Below are 18,111 nucleotides of genomic sequence, written 5' to 3'. Positions count from 1 at the left end.
CCCTCAGATGTGCGCCATCACCGCAGGCGCATGGCGCAGGTGCAGCGACAGGCCGAGCGCCGCCATGTGGTTGCCGTTGCGCCCGAGGATGGATTCACACAGCGGGAGGAACTCCAGTTCCTCATAGGTGGCGTGGCTGGCGTAGGCCGCGACCAGGGCGCGCACCTCTTCGACGTCGAGATCGGCATCCTGCCCCCTGGCGACGCGCTTGAGGTCCTTCTCCAGCACCTTCCACAGGCCTTCGAGAATGCGGTGCTCGCGCGTCAGGCGGTCGACGATGCCTTGCACGCGCATGCGTTCGGCACCCGGCTGCGCGCTGGCCAGCACGGCGGGAAACAACTCTGTCTCCTCGTCGAGGTGGTGTTCGAAGATCGCCTCGCGAAAGAAGCCCAGCGAATCGGTGGCAATGCGGCGGGCCTGTGCGGCCGGCTCCAGCAACGCCGGCAGCTGGTCCAGCACGTTGAGTCGCTTCAGGATGCCGATGTGACAATCGGCAAAGGCGTTCAGCGGAGCGGCGTCCGCTGGCTCGGTACGGTCGGGGGTCTGTGCGGTGTTCATGGTGGAGCCAGTCTAGGCAGACCACGCCCTGCCGCCTTTGACGCATGTCAAGCAGTCCTCGACCCTGGTGCGCCGCCCGTCAGGTCAGACGGGCTTTGCACCACCGCCGCGCAGGCGTTTCACCAGACCGGCCACCATCACCAGCACGGCGCCCGCCACCAGACCGGCGAGACCACCCGCCAGGCTCGCGGCCAGCGATCCGATCCAGCCCAGCGTGGCGGCGAAGGCCTCGATGCCATGGCCCAGCGCCGGAATGCCGTGCACCAGAATGCCGCCCCCCACCAGGAACATGGCCGCCGTGCCCAGGACCGACAGCGTTTTCATCAGCCAGGGCGCAGCCACAAGAATGCCGCGTCCCAGTGACTGCTTCCAGCTCGCGGCCTGCCGGTTGAGGTGCAGACCCAGATCGTCGAGCTTGACGATACCGGCCACCAGGCCATAGACGCCCGCCGTCATGATCAGCGAGATGCCCACCAGCACCGCCACCCGCTCGCCCATGCTCGCTGCCGCCACGGTGCCCAGCGTGATCACGATGATCTCCGCGGACAGGATGAAGTCGGTGCGCACCGCACCCTTGATCTTTTCCTTCTCGAAGGCGACCAGGTCGACATCCGGGTCGGCCAGGGCATGGGCCAGTTCCTCGCGGTGCGCGGTGTCTTCGGGCTTGCGCGGGCCGAAAGCGTGCCAGAGTTTTTCGGCACCTTCGTAGCAGAGAAACAGGCCGCCCAGCATCAGCAAGGGCGTGATGGCCCAGGGCGCGATCACACTGATGAGCAGTGCGCTGGGCACGAGGATGGCCTTGTTGATGAGCGACCCTTTGGCCACGGCCCACACCACGGGCAGCTCACGCTCCGCCTTCACGCCTGTGACTTGTTGCGCATTGAGCGCGAGATCGTCGCCCAGCACGCCGGCCGTCTTCTTGGTGGCGAGTTTGGTCATTGCGGCCACATCGTCCGCCACCGCCGCGCTCTTGCGCGCGGCCACCTTGGTCATGACGGCCACGTCGTCGAGCAGCGTGGCGATGTCGTCGATCAGCGCAAGCAGACTGGTACCGGCCATGGTGAGGCCCTTTCAGGGTGGGTTGGGAAGGTCAGCGCGGGGCCAGACAGGTGGGAACAGGGGATCGTCGAGCTCGGCGCCATCGGCCATGCGCCCGGCAAGGCCGGGAAAGGGTGGCGAGGTGCGCCAGGGGCGTGGCGCGTGCCGGGCGTCGTCACCGAGGTAGCGGGCCGAGAAAACGCGCCGCCGCTGCCCCGGGCCGACGCCGCTGGAGGCATGCAGGCTGAGCATGTGGAACGCCACACAGTCGCCGGGCTCGAGTGCCCAGGCCAGCTGGCGGAATCGTTCGGGCTGTGCATCAATCGCCGGCAACTCGGCCAGCGTGCCTTCGGGAAACCACTTCGCCTGCTGGTCGCGGAAGGTGCGCGGCATGTACCAGGTGCCGGCATGCGAACCGGCCACGAAGCGCAAGGTGCTCGCCAGCGGGACCGGGTCCACGGGAATCCAGAAGCTCACATTCTGGCGGCCGCTCACGTTGTAATACGGCTGGTCCTGGTGCCAGGGCGTGGGCTGGCGCGTGCCGGGCTCCTTCACCAGCAGATGGTCATGGTAGAGCCGCGCGGTGCGGCTGCCCATGAGTTGTGCGGCGATGTGCGGCAGGGCGGAGCCACACAGCAGTTCCTGGTAGGCCGGGTTGGCCTGCCAGGTGCAGAAGTCCTCGACGAAGCGGCCCGGGTCGTCCGGTTCGCTGGCCACCAGCGCCAGCGGGCTCAGGTTCGCCAGGTTGTGTTCGATGCCGCGTTCGAGCAGGGCCAGTTCGGAGGCGTTCAAAACACCCCGCAGCACCACCGCGCCGTCGTTCGCGAAATCGGTGGCGGTGCCTGCCGGCAGGACGAGTTCGCGGGCCATGTCTCATTTCCCCCTGGTGGGTTTCTCGCGCTTGCGCCAGTAGGTGAAGGCGTCCTCGTGCACGTCGATGTCGAGTTCCGAAACACGGGCCTGCAGGCGCTCCTGCACGTCGGCCACCGCCTGGTTGTAGACCACCGGCGCGATCTCCTCGAGGAAAAAGCCCAGCAGGCCACCTGCGGCGATGTTGCCGATGCGCTCGTCCATGTGGGCCTCGAAGTAGCGCTGGATGGAGGCAATGGCCTCGTCCCGCGTCCCTTTCGGCAGCTCGATGGCCATGGTCAGCCCACCCACTTGCGCGCGTTGCGCCAGATGCGCATCCAGGCGCTGAAGGCCGCCGGATCCTGGTCCGTCCAGCTCATCTGGATGTTGCGGAACACGCGTTCGGGGTGCGGCATCATGGCCGTGAAGCGGCCATCGGCCGTGGTCACGGCGGTCAGGCCGCCGGGGCTGCCGTTGGGGTTGAAGGGGTAGGCCTCCGTGGCAGCACCGGTGTTGTCGGTGAAACGCATGGCGGCAATCGCCTTCGTGGCATCGCCCCGGTGGCGGAAGTTGGCGTAGCCCTCGCCGTGCGCCACGGCAATCGGCAGGCGGCTGCCGGTCATGCCCTGGAAGAACAGGCTCGGCGATTCGACCACTTCCACCATCGACAGGCGCGCTTCGAAACGCTCGCTCTGGTTGGTGGTGAAGCGCGGCCAGGCTTCGGCACCGGGGATGATGTCGGCCAGCTCGGCAAACATCTGGCAGCCGTTGCACACGCCCAGACCGAAGGTGTCATTGCGGCCGAAGAACGCCTGGAACTGGTCGGACAGCACCGGGTTGAAGGTGATGCTGCGCGCCCAGCCGATGCCGGCGCCCAGCGTGTCGCCGTAGCTGAAACCGCCGCACGCGACCACGCCCTTGAAGTCAGCCAGCTTCGCGCGGCCGGTCTGCAGGTCGGTCATGTGCACATCGAACGCCTCGAAGCCCGCCTGGGTGAACGCATAGGCCATCTCCACGTGGGAGTTCACGCCCTGCTCACGCAGGATGGCCACACGAGGCCGTGCAAGCTTGAGGAACGGCGCAGCCACGTTGTCGCTGGCATCGAAAGACAGCTTCGTGTACAGGCCCGGGTCGGCGGGCTGGCCGGCGGCGGCGTGCTCCGCATCGGCGCAGGCCGGGTTGTCGCGCTGCTGGTTGATCTTCCAGCTCACGCTGTCCCACACCTGCTGCAGATCGAACAGGCTGGCGGAGAACACGGCCCTGGTGTCACGCCAGACCTGCAGCTGGCCCTTGCCCGCGTCCATGGCCGAGCTGGCCGGGCGGGTCTTGCCGACGAAATGGCTGTGCTTGCTCAGGCCGTGATCGCGCAGGGTCTGCATCACCGCGTTGCGGTCTTCGGTGCGCACCTGCAGCAGCACGCCCAGCTCTTCGCTGAACAGTGCCTTGAGCGTGAGCTCCTCGCGCCGTGCACTCACCTGCCCGGCCCAGTTCTTGGCGTCGCCCATCTCGGCGCGGCTGTCGCTGATGCCGTCGCCCTCGGTGACCAGCAGATCCACGTTGAGCGCCACGCCCACGTGGCCGGCAAAGGCCATTTCAGCGGCAGCGGCCAGCAAGCCGCCGTCGCTGCGGTCGTGGTAGGCCAGCACCTGGCCGCTCGCCCGCAGGGTGTTCACGGCGTTGACGAGGTTGATCAGGTCTTGCGGATCGTCCAGATCAGGCACCTCGCCACCACCCTGCCCCAGCGTCTGGGCCAGCACACTGCCGCCCATGCGGTGGCGGCCCTTGCCCAGGTCCACGAGCACCAGGGTGGTGTCTTCCAGCACGTTGTTCAGCTGTGGCGTGAGCGTGCCGCGCACATCGGCCAGCGTGGCGAAGGCGCTGACGATCAGGCTCACCGGCGAGGTCACCTTCTTGGTCTCACCGCCCTCGGTCCACTGCGTGCGCATGGACAGGCTGTCCTTGCCCACGGGAATGGAAATGCCCAGCGCGGGGCACAACTCCATGCCCACGGCCTTCACGGTGGCGTACAGCGCAGCGTCTTCACCGGGTTCGCCGCAGGCGGCCATCCAGTTCGCGGAGAGTTTCACGCGCGGCAGTTCGATCGGGGCGGCGAGCAGGTTGGTGATGGCCTCGGCCACTGCCATGCGGCCCGACGCGGCTGCGTCCAGTGCCGCGAGCGGGGTGCGTTCACCCATGCTCATGGCTTCGCCAGCGAAGCCCTTGAAGTCAGCCAGCGTCACGGCGCAGTCGGCCACCGGCACCTGCCAGGGCCCGACCATCTGGTCGCGGTGGCTGAGGCCGCCCACGGTGCGGTCGCCGATGGTAATGAGGAAGCGCTTGGAGGCCACGGTCGGGTGGCTGAGGACGTCGATCACGGCCTTCTGCAGGTTCACGCCCGTGAGGTCCAGCGCGGCAGGCGTGCGTGCCACGGTCTTCACGTCGCGGTGCATCTTGGGTGGCTTGCCCAGCAACACGTTCATCGGCATGTCGACGGGACTCTGCTGCCCCTCGTCGGTCAGCACCAGCTGGCGCTCTTCGGTGGCCACGCCGATCACGGCGAACGGGCAGCGCTCGCGCTCGCAGAAGGCCTTGAAGGTCTCCAGCGATTCGGGCGCGATGGCCAGCACGTAGCGTTCCTGGCTTTCGTTGCACCAGATTTCCTTGGGCGCCAGGCCGCTTTCTTCCAGCGGCACGGCGCGCAGGTCGAAGCGGGCACCGCGCCCGGCGTCGTTGGTGAGTTCGGGAAAGGCGTTGGACAGACCGCCCGCACCCACGTCGTGGATCGCCAGGATGGGGTTGTTTGCGCCTTGCTGCCAGCAGTGGTTGATGACCTCCTGCGCGCGGCGCTCGATCTCGGGGTTGCCGCGCTGCACGGAGTCGAAATCCAGCGACGCGGCATTGGTGCCGGTGGCCATGGAGCTGGCCGCGCTGCCGCCCATGCCGATCTTCATGCCGGGGCCGCCCAGCTGGATCAGCAGCGCGCCAGCGGGAAACTCGATCTTCTTCGTCTGCGCCGAGTCGATCACGCCGACTCCGCCAGCGATCATGATGGGCTTGTGGTACCCACGCTGCACGCCGTCCACCGGCAGTTCGTACTCACGGAAGTAGCCCAGCAGGTTGGGTCGTCCGAATTCGTTGTTGAACGCCGCGCCGCCCAGCGGGCCCTCGGTCATGATCTGCAGCGGACTGGCGATGTGTTCGGGTTTGCCGCCCGGCTGGTCGCTCAGGCCGCCCCAGAGCTTGCCGACGGTGAAGCCGGTGAGGCCTGCCTTGGGCTTGGAGCCACGGCCGGTGGCGCCCTCGTCGCGGATCTCGCCACCCGCACCGGTGGATGCGCCAGGGAAGGGAGAAATTGCGGTCGGGTGGTTGTGCGTTTCCACCTTCATGAGCACGTGGTGGGTGGCCGCTTCGGCCGCATAGGCCGGCGAGGCGCCACCGACAGCGCGGGCCACGAAGCGCTCGACCTGGCTGCCTTCCATGATGGAGGCGTTGTCCGAGTAGGCCACCACGGTGTGTTGCGGCGCCAGCTGGTGCGTGTGGCGGATCATCCCGAACAGGCTCTTGTCCTGGGCCACGCCGTCGATGGTGAACTGGGCGTTGAAAATCTTGTGACGGCAGTGCTCGCTGTTGGCCTGCGCGAACATCATCAACTCGACGTCGGTCGGGTTGCGCCGCAGGCCGTTGAAGGCGTTCACCAGGTAGTCGATCTCGTCTTCCGCCAGGGCCAGGCCCCAGTCGGTGTTGGCACGCAACAGGGCGGCGCGGCCGCCCCCCAGCACATCCACTTGCTCCATCGGGGCGGGCCGGAGCTCGGTGAACAGGGCCTGCGCCTGGCTGCGGTCCAGAGAGACGTTTTCCGTCATCCGGTCGTGCAGAAGATCCGCCACAGCACGCAACTGCTCCTCCGACAGGTTCGTTTTCTTGCCCAGCAGGCCGGGTTTGACGCCGATGCGGTACTCGACCAGCCGCTCCACCCGGTGCAGGCTCAGACCGCAGTTGTGGGCGATGTCGGTGGCCTTGGAGGCCCAGGGTGACACTGTGCCCAGCCGGGGCATCACAAACAGCGCAGGCGCGCCTGCCGTTTCCAGTTGTTGCTGCGCCGCCGTGGCGGGCTCACCATAGGTCAGCAGTTCGCCCAGGCGCTGCAGCGTCGCGGCGTCGGGTTCACCGTCGAAGCTGGCCAGGTGCACGAAGCGGGCCGAGAGGCTGGTGATCTTGTCGGAAATGCCCGCGAGACGGGGCAGGAGCTGCTGGACTTTGAAGTCGCTGACGGCGTTGCCGCCTTCAAAAAAGCGCAGGTGCAGGGACACGTTGGGAGCCTGAGGTGCGTTGACCTGCCGTGGCAGGTGGAAAACCCGGAATTTTACCCGCCCGACTCCATGGCCTTGCCCCGCGAGGCCCCGCCAGACGGGGGCCGATGGGATAATTGCGCCCCATGAGCATCACCTACAAAGACGAAGCCGGCATCGCGGGCATGCGCACGGCCTGCCGCCTGGCGTCCGAAGTGCTGGACTACCTCACCCCCCTGATCCAGCCGGGCGTGACCACGCTGGAGATCGACCGCCTGGCGGCCGAGTACATGAAGCAGCAAGGCACGGTCTCGGCCACCATCGGCTACCAGCCCAGCGGCTACCCGCCCTATCCCGGCCACCTGTGCACGTCGGTCAACCACGTGGTCTGCCATGGCATTCCGAACGAGAAACCGCTCAAGAAGGGCGACATCCTCAACGTCGACGTGACGGTGATCAAGGATGGCTGGTTCGGTGACAACAGCCGCATGTTCATGATCGGCGGCGAGGCCGCCTGCTCGGTGCAGGCCCGCCGCCTGACGCAGGTGACCTACGAAGCCATGTGGAAGGGCATCGTGATGGTCCGTCCCGGTATCCGCCTCGGTGACATCGGCCACGCCATCCAGACCTTCGCGGAGGGCAACGGCTTCTCGGTGGTGCGCGAGTTCTGCGGCCATGGCATCGGCCAGCGCTTTCACGAAGACCCGCAGGTGCTGCACTACGGCCGCCCGGGCACGCTGGAAGAGCTCAAACCGGGCATGACCTTCACCATCGAACCCATGATCAATGCCGGCAAGCGCGACATCAAGGAGATGGGCGACGGCTGGACCATCGTCACGCGCGACCGTTCGCTCTCGGCGCAGTGGGAACACACCGTGCTGGTCACGGAAACCGGCTACGAGGTGCTCACCCTGTCGGCCGGCAGCCTGCCCGCGCCCGCCTTCGTGACGCCGGCGCCCGCCCTTGCCTGAGGCCATGGCGCAGGCGCCAGAGGCCGCCGGGCCCGATCTCGGCTCCCTGCGGCAGCAATACCGCAGCGACAAGGCTGCCCTGCTCGACCAGCTGGGCGTGCAAGGCTCTTCCACGCGGGGCGTGCGCAAGGCCCTGCAGCAGCTCTCCCGGCTGACCGACCAGACCCTGCGCGAGCTGTGGTCCATGGCGGGCTTCGGCCCCGGCTTCTCCCTCATCGCCGTGGGCGGTTTTGGCCGCGGCGAACTGTTCCCGTTCTCCGATGTGGACGTGCTGGTGCTGCTGCCCGATGGCAGTCGGCCCGACGAGGACGCGGCGCTCAAGACCCGCCTGGAAGGATTCATCGGCGCTTGCTGGGACCTGGGTCTGGAAATCGGCTCCAGCGTGCGCACCGTCGCCGAGTGCGTGGCCGAGGCCGAGAAGGACGTGACGGTCCAGACCTCGCTGCTCGAATGCCGCCTCATCGCTGGCAGCAAGAAGGCCTTCACCCACCTCGTGGAACGGCTGGCCGAGGCCATGGATCCGAAGGCGTTCTTCGTGGCCAAGACGCTGGAGATGCGCCAGCGCCACACCAAGTTCGAGAACACACCCTACTCGCTCGAGCCCAACTGCAAGGAGTCGCCCGGCGGTCTGCGCGACCTGCAGATCATCCTGTGGGTGGCCAAGGCTGCCGGCCTGGGCCGCAGCTGGGACGAACTCGCGCGCAAGGGCCTGGCGACGCCGCTGGAGGCACGCCAGATCAAGGCCAACGAAGCGCTGCTCAGCCTCATCCGCGCGCGCCTGCACCTGCTGGCCCACCGCCGGGAAGACCGGCTGGTGTTCGACCTGCAGACCGCGGTGGCCGAGTCGTTCGGGTTCAAGGCGCAGGCGCCCTCTGGCGCGACGACCGCGAAGGGAACGCGCCGCGCCAGCGAAGCGCTGATGAAGCGCTACTACTGGGCCGCGAAGGCCGTCACCCAGCTGAACCAGATTCTCCTGCTCAACATCCAGGAGCGCCTGCAGAGCGACGTGGCTGGCGTCGACCGGCTGCGCCCGCTCAACGAGCGCTTCTATGACAAGGGTGGCCTGATCGAGGTGGCCAGCGACAACCTCTACGTACAGCACCCGCACGCGGTCCTGGAGACCTTCCACCTCTACCAGACCACGGTGGGCATCAAGGGCCTGTCCGCGCGCACGCTGCGCGCGCTGTACAACGCGCGGTCGGTCATGAACGCGCGCTTCCGCAGCGACCCGGTCAACCGCGCCACGTTCCTGAAGATCCTGCAGGAGCCCGAAGGCATCACACACGCCATGCGGCTGATGAACCAGACCTCGGTGCTGGGTCGTTACCTCTGGGTGTTCCGGCACATCGTCGGCCAGATGCAGCACGACCTGTTCCACGTCTACACGGTGGATCAGCACATCCTGATGGTGCTGCGCAATGTGCGCCGTTTCTTCATCGCCGAGCACTCGCACGAATACCCGTTCTGCTCGCAGCTGGCCGCTGGGTGGGACAAGCCGTGGATCCTCTACATCGCTGCACTGTTTCACGACATCGCCAAGGGCCGGGGCGGTGACCATTCCGACCTCGGCGCCCGGGACGTGCGCACGTTCTGCCACCAGCATGGCATTTCGCGTGAGGACACCCGGCTGATCCAGTACCTCGTGGCCGAGCACCTCACCATGAGCCGCATGGCGCAGAAGGAAGACCTGAGCGACCCGGACGTGATCGCCGCCTTCGCCAAACGCGTGGGCAACGAGCGTTACCTGACCGCGCTGTACCTGCTGACCGTGGCCGACATCCGGGGCACGAGCCCGAAGGTGTGGAACGCCTGGAAGGGCAAGCTGCTGGAAGACCTGTACCGCTATACGCTGCGTGCGCTCGGCGGGCGGGCACCCGACCCGGGTGCCGTGATCGAAGGCCGCAAGCGCGAGGCACTGTCCATGCTGGCGCTCCACGCCCTGCCCCACCAGGCGCACAAGGCGTTGTGGGACACGCTGGACGTGAGCTACTTCATGCGCCACGAGCCGGACGAGATTGCGTGGCACACGCGCGTGCTGTCGCGCCCGATCGCCCAGGCAGCGGCCAGGGGGCCGGCAAAGGCCGAGGACGGGGCCGAGGCACTGCTCGACAAGTGCATCGTGCGCGCCCGCATTTCACCGGAGGGCGAAGGCCTGCAGGTGCTGGTGTACGCGCCGGATCAGCACGATCTTTTCGTGCGCATCTGCGGTTACTTCGACAGCGCGCACTTCAGCATCCTGGATGCACGTGTGCACACCACCCTCACCGGCCATGCGCTGGACACGTTTCAGGTGGTGGCGCCGACGATGTCGGAGCACTACCGCGAGCTGATCGCCATGGTGGAGAACAACCTGGCGCAGGCCATCGATGAGCGAGGCCCGCTGCCCACACCCACCAAAGGCCGGCTGTCACGCCGCGTGAAGAGCTTTCCGATCACCCCCCGTGTGGACCTGCGACCCGACGAGAAGGCCCAGCGCTGGCTGCTGTCCATCTCGGCGAGCGACCGCGCGGGGCTGCTCTATGGCATCACCCGTGTGCTCGCGCGCTACGACATCAGTGTGCAGCTGGCGAAGGTGACCACCCTCGGCGAGCGGGTGGAAGACACCTTTCTCATCAGCGGTGCCCAGCTGCAGGTGAACAAGCGGCAGATCGAGATCGAGACCGAGCTGCTCGAGACACTCGAAGGCTGATTCGGAACCGATCCACGAAGCCGCCCGGCCCGCGTGCCAGGCGGCCTTCACGTGCGCGGTGTGCGTCTTGTCCGACAGAAAGACACGGGCTTCCTGACTAGGATGAAGGCTCGACTTTGCCTGGATCGCCAGGTACCTGCCCCTTGCTTACGACAGGAGAACCGATGAGCTACACACTTCGACAGGTACAACCGCTGCTCACCCAACCCGAACTCGAGCTGTTTCAGGCCAGCCGTGCCGGCGCCGTGAAGGACATTGCGCTGCGCAGGCTCGCCAGCAAGATCCAGCGGGCGCGCGCCTTGCGCGACAAGTACCGCGATGTGTACCGCCGCCAGACAGTCCAGACGCGAACCGGTGCACCCAAGACCCGCAAACCCCTGGGCGGGGAAAACACACGCACCCAGACCAAGAGCGACATCATGGAAGACGTGTTGAAGCGTTTCGAGGCCCAGCACGACAAACTGCTGCGCCAGAAGGATGCGGCGGTATCAAGCACTTCCGCACAACGCACCTCCCGCGCAAAACCCGCACCCCGCAAGACCGCCAGCACCCCGCGCCAGAAAGCGCGTCAGGCACGCGCCACGCAGAAGGCCGGTGAAGACGCCGTGCAAGCCCGCAGCACGGAAGCGAAGACCAGCGCCCGCACACCGGTCGCGAAAGCGCCAGCCAAAAATGCACCTGCGAAGAAGCCGACGGTGAAGAAGTCGGCTGTCTCGGTCTCCGCGTTGGCCTCGGGCGTCAAGCGGCTGCAGAACATCGTCAAGGCCGTGCGCAAGGCGGTAACCGCAGACGCGAAGACCAGCAGCAAAAAGCCGGTCACGAAAGCGAAGACGGGCACCCCCGCATCCGATACGGCCTTGTCCTCGGCGCCGACCGACATCACACCCAAGGCCGAACGCGTGAATCCGCTGAAAGCGAAACCCGTCAACAAGAAGATTCACGCCTCCGCGCGCTCACGCACCCGCGCCACCCAAGCCAGGCGCGACGCCCACTGACAAGAAGCCGATCGGGAATGCACAGCGCAAACCCAACACCCCAAGATCAGGAGGACGGTGCGTTCAGCGCAGCGAAATCAAGGAGGAGGCGGCAACAGCCGCCGGGGGACATTCGCGGAGCTGAATGCACCGTCCTCCTGATCCGCCAACCCCTAGGCGCGAACCGTTTCCGACGACGAAGCGCCCTCATCAGGCCGATGGCGCCGGAACAACCCGGTGAACCAGTTGGACATGTCGTCCACGATGGTGAACACCGCCGGAATCACCAGCAGGCTCAGGAAGGTGGACGTGATCAGGCCGCCGATCACCGCCACCGCCATCGGTGAGCGGAAGCTCCCATCGGCCGCCCCCCAGCCGATCGCGATCGGCATCATCCCCGCACCCATGGCAATCGTCGTCATCACGATCGGCCGCGCCCGCTTGTGGCAAGCGTCCAGGATGGCGTCCAGTCGCGACATGCCGTGCAGCCGGCGCGCCTCGATCGCGTACTCCACCAGCAGGATCGAGTTCTTGGTCGCCACACCCATGAGCATGATGAGACCGATCAGCGAGGGCATCGAGAAACTCTTGTTCGCCAGCAACAAGCCGACGAACGCACCGCCCAGCGACAGCGGCAGCGCCGCCAGGATGGTGAACGGGTGCAGGAACGCCTTGAACAGCAGCACCAGCACGATGTAGATGCACAGCACGCCGGTCAGCATCGCCAGCCCGAAGCTGGCGAACAGTTCGCCCTGCACCTCGGCGTCACCGATTTCCAGCACCGACACCCCCGGCGGCAGGTTGCGCAGGCTGGGCAGCTTCATCACCGCATTCTTCATGTCACCAAGCGCAATGCCTGCGAGTTCCACCTCGAAGTTGATGTTGCGCGAGCGGTCATAGCGGTCGATCACGGCGGGGCCACCACCGAAATCGAGCTGCGCGACATGCTCCAGCATCACCGGGCCGCGCGCGCCGGGCACGGCGAGGCGGCGCAGCACATCGAGGTCGTGGCGCGCGCCAACGTCAAGCTTGACCACGATGGGAATCTGCCGCTGCGGCAGGTTCATTTTCGGCAGCAGGTTGTCGTAGTCGCCCACCGTGGCAATGCGAAGCGTCTCGGCGATGGCCGAGCTGGTGACGCCGAGTTCGGCGGCGCGCGCCAGGTCGGGCGTGACGATGATCTCGGTGCGCACCAGCGCAGCGGTGGACTGGATGCTGCCCACGCCCTGGATGGTCCGCAGGTCGCGCTCGATCGCGCGTGCTGCGGTGCTCAGTGCATGCGAATCGCTGCCCGTCAGCGTGAGGACGTATTTCTCACCCGAACCGCCCAGGCCGACCTTGCTGCGCACGCCGGGCAGGTTGGACATGGCGTCGCGGATCTGGTTCTCGATGCCCTGCTTGCGCGGGCGCTCGCCGCGCGGGTCGAGCTGGATGGTGAGCGCCGCCTTGCGCGACTCGGCCGCGCCTTGCGGTGCGAAGGGGTCCGAACCCGCCGTGCCCGAACCGATGGTGGTGTAGACCGAGCGCACATGCGGCACGGCCGCCACCAGCAGGCGCGCGCGTTCCGCCGTGGCCACGGTCTGCTCCAGCGTGGCACCGGGCGACAGCTCCAGGAAGACCTGCGTCTGCGAGTTGTCGTCGGGTGGGATGAAGCCCTGTGGCAGCAAGGGGATGAGCATCAACGAGCCGACGAAGAACAGGCCCGCGCCCAGGCTGGTGATCCAGCGGTGCTGGATGCACCAGCGCGCCCAGTTCTGGTAAGTGTTCAGCCAGGCCGGTTCCTCCTGGTTGTGCGACCAGCGCCAGAAGCCGCGCGTGACCGGGTTCGACGCCGCCCAGCGCGGCATTTCCTTGTGGATGAAGGGCTTGAGCAGATAAGCCGCCATCATGGGGGTGAGCGCACGCGCCACCACCAGCGACGCGAACACCGCAAGCGCGGCCGTCCAGCCGAACTGCTTGAAGAACTTGCCCGGAATGCCCGCCATGAACGCCGTGGGCAGGAACACCGCGATCAGCGTGAAGGTGGTGGCGATCACCGCAAGCCCGATCTCGTCGGCAGCCTCCATCGCGGCCTGGTACGGCGTCTTGCCCATGCGCATGTGGCGCACGATGTTCTCGACCTCCACGATGGCGTCGTCCACCAGGATACCGATCACCAGCGACAGCGCCAGCAGCGTCACCACGTTGATGGTGAAGCCCAGGTAGTACATGCCGATGAAGGCGGGAATGGCCGACAGCGGCAGCGCCACGGCCGACACGATGGTGGCGCGGATGTCGCGCAGGAAGAGCCAGACCACCAGCACCGCGAGCAAGGCACCTTCGTACAGCAGCGTCATGGAAGCATCGAACTCTTCCTTGACCGGTGTCACGAAGTCGAAGGACTCGGTGATGTGCAGGTCGGTGCGCTGGGCGCGCAGTTCGTCGAGCTTCGCGCGCACGCCGTTGCCCACCTCGATCTCGCTGGCACCACGGCTGCGCGCGACCTCGAAGCCCACCACGGGCTTGCCATCGAGGAAAGCCGCTGCGGTGGGATCGGCGATGGTATCGCGCACCTCGGCCAGCTGGTCCAAGCGCACACGGCGGCCATCGGTGAGGGAAATCTCCATGCCTGCCAGCGCCTCGGCCGACGCCAGCTGCGAGAGCGTGCGCAGGGGTTGCTGGCTGCCACCCAGGTCCACGCGCCCGCCGGCGCTCTCGATCTGCACCTTGGCCAGTTGCCGCGAGACGTCCGTGGCGGTGGTGCCCAGGGCCTGCAGCTTGAGTGGGTCGAGCAGCACCTGCACCTCGCGGTCCACACCACCGACGCGGTTGACCGCACCAACGCCTGGCACGGACAGCAGCCGCCTGGCCACCTCGTCGTCGACGAACCACGACAGGGCTTCGGCGTCCATCTTGTCGGACGCCACGGTGAAGGCCAGCACGGCGCCGCCGGCCAACTCCACCTTGTTGACGATCGGGTCGCGCAGGTCGGTGGGGAGTTCGCTGCGCACCTTGGCCACGGCCGAGCGCACGTCGTCCAGCGCCTCCTGCGTGCCTTTCTCGAGGCGGAACTCGACGGTGAGCGATACCGTGCCGTCCTGCACCTTGGTGTAGATGTGCTTGAGCCCCTGCAGCGAGGCCAGGCTGTTCTCGATGATGCGTGCGACGTCGTTCTCGAGCTGGTTGGGCGAGGCGCCCGGCAGGGCCGCCACCACGGTGATGGTGGGCAGGTCCAGGTCGGGGAAGTTCTGCACCTTCATCTGCTTGAAGGAGAACAGGCCCGCCAGCGTCAGCATGACGAACAGCATCGCCGCCGGAATGGGGTTGCGGATGGACCAGGCGGAAACGTTCATGGCCTCGACCTCACTGGACGACCTTGACGAGGTCGCCCTCGTTGAGGAAGCCGGCGCCCTGCACCGCCACGGACTCCTCGGCCTTCAGCCCTTCCAGCACCTCGACGCGCTCTTCCACGCGCCGCCCGGTTTGTACCTTGCGCTGGTTGGCCTTGTGCTGCTCGTCGATGACGAAGACGTAGTTGCTGCCGTCGCGCACCACGATGGCCTGACTGGGCACGGTCAGCGCTTCGCTCTGTCCGAGGTCGAAATGGCCTCGGGCGAAAGTACCGGCCTTGAGTTCGGGATGGCGCGGCAGATCAACGAAAACGAGGATGTTGCGCGTCTGCAAGTCGGCTGCCGGCGCAATAGCGCGCACCTGCCCGCCAATCTCCAGTCCGGTGGCAGCCGTGACCTGCACCTTCTGGCCGACGCGGATACGCCCCACCTCGCTGGGTGTGACCTCGCCGCGCCACTCCATCCGGCTCTGCCGCACCATGCGGAACAGCTCCTGCCCGGCACCCACGACGGCCCCGACGGTGGCGGTCCGTGCGGAGATCACCCCGTCGTCGGGCGCGAGCACGCGGGTGTTGCCCAGGCGCACCTCGGTGGCGCCGAAGGCGGCTTTGGCGGCCTCGAACTGGGCGCGGGCCACCTTTTCCTGCGTGAGGTACTGCGCCACCTGCGACTTCGACAGTGCGCCCGTGTCCTGAATGGAACGCGCGCGGTCGGCGTCGGCCCTGGCGTTCTCGAAACTGGCTTGGGCCTGCATCAGACTGGCCTGGCTCTGCAGGCTGTCGGCCTTGGTGGTTTCGCTGGCGAACACGGCCAGCACCTGGCCCTTGCGCACCACATCACCCACGTTCACATTCACCGACGCCAGGCGCAGGCCGTTCACCTCGGCGCCCACGCTGGCTTCCTGCCACGCCGTGATGTTGCCGTTGGCCTGCAGCCGGATCGGCAGGTTGCCGCGCGTGGGCCTGGCCAGGGTGACAGTGAGCGACGGCCGGGGTGCGGCCTCTGCGCCGGGCTTCTCGGGTTCGGCCGGTTTGCGGAGAACGAAAACAAACACCGCCACGAGGACCAGGGCCAGGGCGATGGCCAGCCACAGCCAGCGTTTGCGCGAGGAAGGAGGAGCGGCGTTCATGATGGGTCTTTGAGGGCGTCGGGGTTGTTCACGGGATCGAAGCCGCCCCCCAGGGCGACATAGAGCTGGATCCAGGCGTTGATGCGTTCCTGCTGCAGCGCCACGGCGCTGCTGTCGGCGGCGAGCTTGAGGCGGCGGGCCTCTTCCAGCTCGTTCAGGCTGGCCAGGCCCACGCGGTAGCGCGCCTCGGTCGCCTGGAACGACTGACCATAGCCCTCGACAGCCGTCTCGGTGGAGGCCACACGCTCACGCAGGCTGGCCATCGACACCAGTGACTGTTCCACCTCGGCCACCGCCTGGCGCAGCGTGCCCGCGTACGCCAGCGCGGCGGCCTCATAGCGGGCCATGGCGCTGTCGGTGCTGGCATGCAGCGCGCCGCGGCCCAGCAGCGGCATGCTCAATGTGATCGGGCCCGCCGACCAGGTGTTGAAGGTTCCTTCCGTGCCACCCCCCGAAAAGCGGTTGCGCAGCACGCTGGCGGATAGCGAGAGGCTGGGCAGCAGCGCTGCACGGGCCACACCCACCTCCTCGCTGGCGGCCACCAGATCGCGCTGGGCGCGGTAGACATCGGGCCGCTGGCGGAGCACCTCGGCCGGCACTGCGCTGACCGAGAGCATGCGGTCCATGCGATCCGACCGCAGCAGCGCCTGCAGCTGCGGTGCACCGGCCAGGCGCTGGCGCACTTCCGGCTCGGGCACACCCGTGAGCGCGGTGATGGACTTCACCTGACGTTCGCAGAGTTCGTCCTGCTGGCGGTAGCGCGCTGCCCCTTCGGCGGCGCTGGCCCGGGCGAGCGCCGCCACCGCCGGGGCCGTCAGCCCCGCGCGCTCGGAGACCACGTTGTTTTCAGAGGTGACGGCGCGGGAATCCCGATCGCGCGTGGCGACAGCCAACTGCTCGCGGCACAGGCGCTGGCCGAAATACAGCTGCGCGAGTTCGGATGCCACCAGCACCCGCGCCTCGTGCCAGCCGGCACTGGCCGCGTCCTGCTGCGCTTGCGCCGCGCCACGGCGTGCGTCGTTCTCGCCCCACAGGCCGATGGCCCACGAAGCCTGCAGGCCCGCATTGAGGGTGGTGCCCAGCGGCATGGTCGGGTCGGTCAGCCCGCGGCTCGCATTGGCCACGGCATTGAGCTGCGGGCCGGTCTGCGCCTCCACGCCGAGCCGGGCCGCGCGGGCCGCGAACACCTGCGCACGGGCAGACGCCACGGACGGGCTTTGCCGCTGCGCGCGAGCGATCCACTCGGTGAGCACGGGGTCGTCGAAGGCACCCCACCAGGCGGTGAGCTGTTGGGTGCTGCCCTGGTGCGCCAGCGGTGGTGCGTACCAGGTTGCCGGCACCTCCACCGGCACGTCAGCGGGCGGCTTGGTCACGCTGCACGCGCTGAGCACGGCGGCGCTGGCCACCACGGCAAGCATTCGCTTCATGAACGGGAGTCCCTGTTCGGTTGTTATTCCGGGCACCGACTCTAGTCGATTTGGCTCGGTGAACATTTCAATACGTTTCAACGGCGCGCCGTTTTGTAACGCCCTCTTGAAAGCCGGCGCAAGCACCTTTTTCAGTCGTCCTCGACCACTGTCAAGCCGGGAAACAGCACCTCGGTGAAACCGAACCGCCGGAAGTCTCGCACCCGCATCGGGTACAGCGTTCCCCAGAGGTGATCGCACTCGTGCTGTACCACGCGGGCGTGGAAGCCTTCGGCCTCACGGTCGATCGGCTGGCCAATGGCGTCGAAACCCTGATAACGGATGCGCAGCCAGCGCGGCACCACCCCGCGCATCCCGGGCACGGACAGACAGCCCTCCCAGTCCTCCTCTTCCGCATCGCCGAGCGGGGTGATCACCGGATTGATCAGCACAGTGCGTGGCACGGGTGGCGCCTCCGGATAACGCGGATTGGGCAGACCACTGCCAAACAGCACCACCTGCAAGTCCACCCCGATCTGGGGTGCGGCCAGGCCCGCGCCGTTCGCGGCGGCCATCGTGTCCTGCAGATCGGTGATCAGCTGGTGCAGCTCGGGTGTGTCGAAGGCGGTGACGGGCTGGGCATGGCGCAAGAGGCGCGGGTCGCCCATCTTGAGGATGGTGTGGATGGTCATTCGGGCTCGGGGCGGGATGAAAGTCAGGTGACAGTGTGCCAGCCGCCTGCCAGCAGCCGTGCGAAAAGTCGCGGCAAATGCAAATGTCAATGCAGGGTATTGCAATCCGACAGACGGCCAAATCCATGTTTCCCTACAACCGAAGAATTTTCAACCCTGAAAAACAAAGACTGCAATTTCCAGCGGA

The 18,111-nt window shown here is 67.1% G+C and carries 12 protein-coding genes; 3 read left to right on the top strand and 9 right to left on the bottom strand.

The features are described 5' to 3' along the window. Positions 1-3 precede the first annotated feature (3 nt). From J2X09_RS16000 to purL, 5 genes are all read right to left on the bottom strand, one after another. On the bottom strand, positions 4-558 hold the full coding sequence (locus J2X09_RS16000) for a hemerythrin domain-containing protein (protein ID WP_204731279.1): 555 nt from the start codon (positions 556-558) through the stop codon (positions 4-6). 84 nt (positions 559-642) lie between these two features. Then, entirely contained in the window at positions 643-1,617 is a 975-nt protein-coding gene (locus J2X09_RS15995) for a DUF808 domain-containing protein (RefSeq protein ID WP_204731280.1), read from the bottom strand. A 12-nt stretch (positions 1,618-1,629) separates the two neighbouring features. Beyond that, positions 1,630-2,466 carry a phytanoyl-CoA dioxygenase family protein gene (locus J2X09_RS15990; protein ID WP_204731281.1) on the bottom strand — a complete coding sequence of 279 codons (837 nt, stop codon included), beginning with the start codon at positions 2,464-2,466 and terminating at the stop codon, positions 1,630-1,632. 3 nt (positions 2,467-2,469) lie between these two features. After that, positions 2,470-2,742 carry a DUF2164 domain-containing protein gene (locus J2X09_RS15985; RefSeq protein ID WP_204731282.1) on the bottom strand — a complete coding sequence of 91 codons (273 nt, stop codon included), beginning with the start codon at positions 2,740-2,742 and terminating at the stop codon, positions 2,470-2,472. Positions 2,743-2,744: 2 nt separating this feature from the next. After that, on the bottom strand, positions 2,745-6,755 hold the full coding sequence (gene purL, locus J2X09_RS15980) for a phosphoribosylformylglycinamidine synthase (protein WP_204731283.1): 4,011 nt from the start codon (positions 6,753-6,755) through the stop codon (positions 2,745-2,747). Positions 6,756-6,880: 125 nt separating this feature from the next. Between purL and map the strand changes: the two genes are divergently transcribed. The 3 genes from map (at position 6,881) to J2X09_RS15965 (ending at position 11,389) form a co-directional block, all read left to right on the top strand. Beyond that, on the top strand, positions 6,881-7,705 hold the full coding sequence (gene map, locus J2X09_RS15975) for a type I methionyl aminopeptidase (protein WP_204731284.1): 825 nt from the start codon (positions 6,881-6,883) through the stop codon (positions 7,703-7,705). Positions 7,706-7,709: 4 nt separating this feature from the next. Then, positions 7,710-10,394: a [protein-PII] uridylyltransferase gene (locus J2X09_RS15970; RefSeq protein ID WP_204731922.1), complete on the top strand. Its 2,685-nt coding sequence runs from the start codon at positions 7,710-7,712 to the stop codon at positions 10,392-10,394. 164 nt (positions 10,395-10,558) lie between these two features. Beyond that, positions 10,559-11,389 carry a hypothetical protein gene (locus tag J2X09_RS15965; RefSeq protein WP_204731285.1) on the top strand — a complete coding sequence of 277 codons (831 nt, stop codon included), beginning with the start codon at positions 10,559-10,561 and terminating at the stop codon, positions 11,387-11,389. A gap of 152 nt (positions 11,390-11,541) precedes the next feature. Here J2X09_RS15965 and J2X09_RS15960 read toward each other — a convergent pair whose 3' ends face one another. The 4 genes from J2X09_RS15960 to def all read right to left on the bottom strand — a co-directional run bounded on the left by J2X09_RS15960 (position 11,542) and on the right by def (position 17,924). Then, the gene (locus J2X09_RS15960; RefSeq protein ID WP_310308748.1) at positions 11,542-14,700 is read right to left on the bottom strand and encodes an efflux RND transporter permease subunit; all 3,159 of its coding nucleotides are present in this window, start codon (positions 14,698-14,700) and stop codon (positions 11,542-11,544) included. Positions 14,701-14,710: 10 nt separating this feature from the next. Next, positions 14,711-15,826 carry an efflux RND transporter periplasmic adaptor subunit gene (locus J2X09_RS15955; RefSeq protein ID WP_204731286.1) on the bottom strand — a complete coding sequence of 372 codons (1,116 nt, stop codon included), beginning with the start codon at positions 15,824-15,826 and terminating at the stop codon, positions 14,711-14,713. Next, a complete protein-coding gene (locus J2X09_RS15950) occupies positions 15,823-17,253 on the bottom strand; it encodes an efflux transporter outer membrane subunit (protein ID WP_204731287.1) in 1,431 nt (476 codons plus the stop codon). The genes J2X09_RS15955 and J2X09_RS15950 overlap by 4 nt, the downstream gene beginning before the upstream one ends. Positions 17,254-17,384: 131 nt before the next feature. Then, positions 17,385-17,924 carry a peptide deformylase gene (gene def, locus J2X09_RS15945; protein ID WP_204731288.1) on the bottom strand — a complete coding sequence of 180 codons (540 nt, stop codon included), beginning with the start codon at positions 17,922-17,924 and terminating at the stop codon, positions 17,385-17,387. Positions 17,925-18,111: the final 187 nt, after the last annotated feature.

Origin of the sequence: Hydrogenophaga laconesensis (genome assembly GCF_031457235.1) — a bacterium.
Taxonomy (GTDB): domain Bacteria; phylum Pseudomonadota; class Gammaproteobacteria; order Burkholderiales; family Burkholderiaceae_C; genus Hydrogenophaga; species Hydrogenophaga laconesensis.
This window is presented reverse-complemented; position numbering and strand designations above follow the sequence as displayed.

Excerpts from the sequence above, each read along its gene's own strand:
- J2X09_RS15985 (WP_204731282.1), bottom strand. The coding sequence starts at position 2,742 with ATGGCCATCGAGCTGCCGAAAGGGACGCGGGACGAGGCCATTGCCTCC.
- def (WP_204731288.1), bottom strand. The coding sequence starts at position 17,924 with ATGACCATCCACACCATCCTCAAGATGGGCGACCCGCGCCTCTTGCGC.
- J2X09_RS15955 (WP_204731286.1), bottom strand. The coding sequence starts at position 15,826 with ATGAACGCCGCTCCTCCTTCCTCGCGCAAACGCTGGCTGTGGCTGGCC.
- J2X09_RS15965 (WP_204731285.1), top strand. The coding sequence starts at position 10,559 with ATGAGCTACACACTTCGACAGGTACAACCGCTGCTCACCCAACCCGAA.
- J2X09_RS16000 (WP_204731279.1), bottom strand. The coding sequence starts at position 558 with ATGAACACCGCACAGACCCCCGACCGTACCGAGCCAGCGGACGCCGCT.
- J2X09_RS15960 (WP_310308748.1), bottom strand. The coding sequence starts at position 14,700 with ATGAACGTTTCCGCCTGGTCCATCCGCAACCCCATTCCGGCGGCGATG.
- map (WP_204731284.1), top strand. The coding sequence starts at position 6,881 with ATGAGCATCACCTACAAAGACGAAGCCGGCATCGCGGGCATGCGCACG.
- J2X09_RS15950 (WP_204731287.1), bottom strand. The coding sequence starts at position 17,253 with ATGAAGCGAATGCTTGCCGTGGTGGCCAGCGCCGCCGTGCTCAGCGCG.
- J2X09_RS15990 (WP_204731281.1), bottom strand. The coding sequence starts at position 2,466 with ATGGCCCGCGAACTCGTCCTGCCGGCAGGCACCGCCACCGATTTCGCG.
- J2X09_RS15970 (WP_204731922.1), top strand. The coding sequence starts at position 7,710 with ATGGCGCAGGCGCCAGAGGCCGCCGGGCCCGATCTCGGCTCCCTGCGG.
- J2X09_RS15995 (WP_204731280.1), bottom strand. The coding sequence starts at position 1,617 with ATGGCCGGTACCAGTCTGCTTGCGCTGATCGACGACATCGCCACGCTG.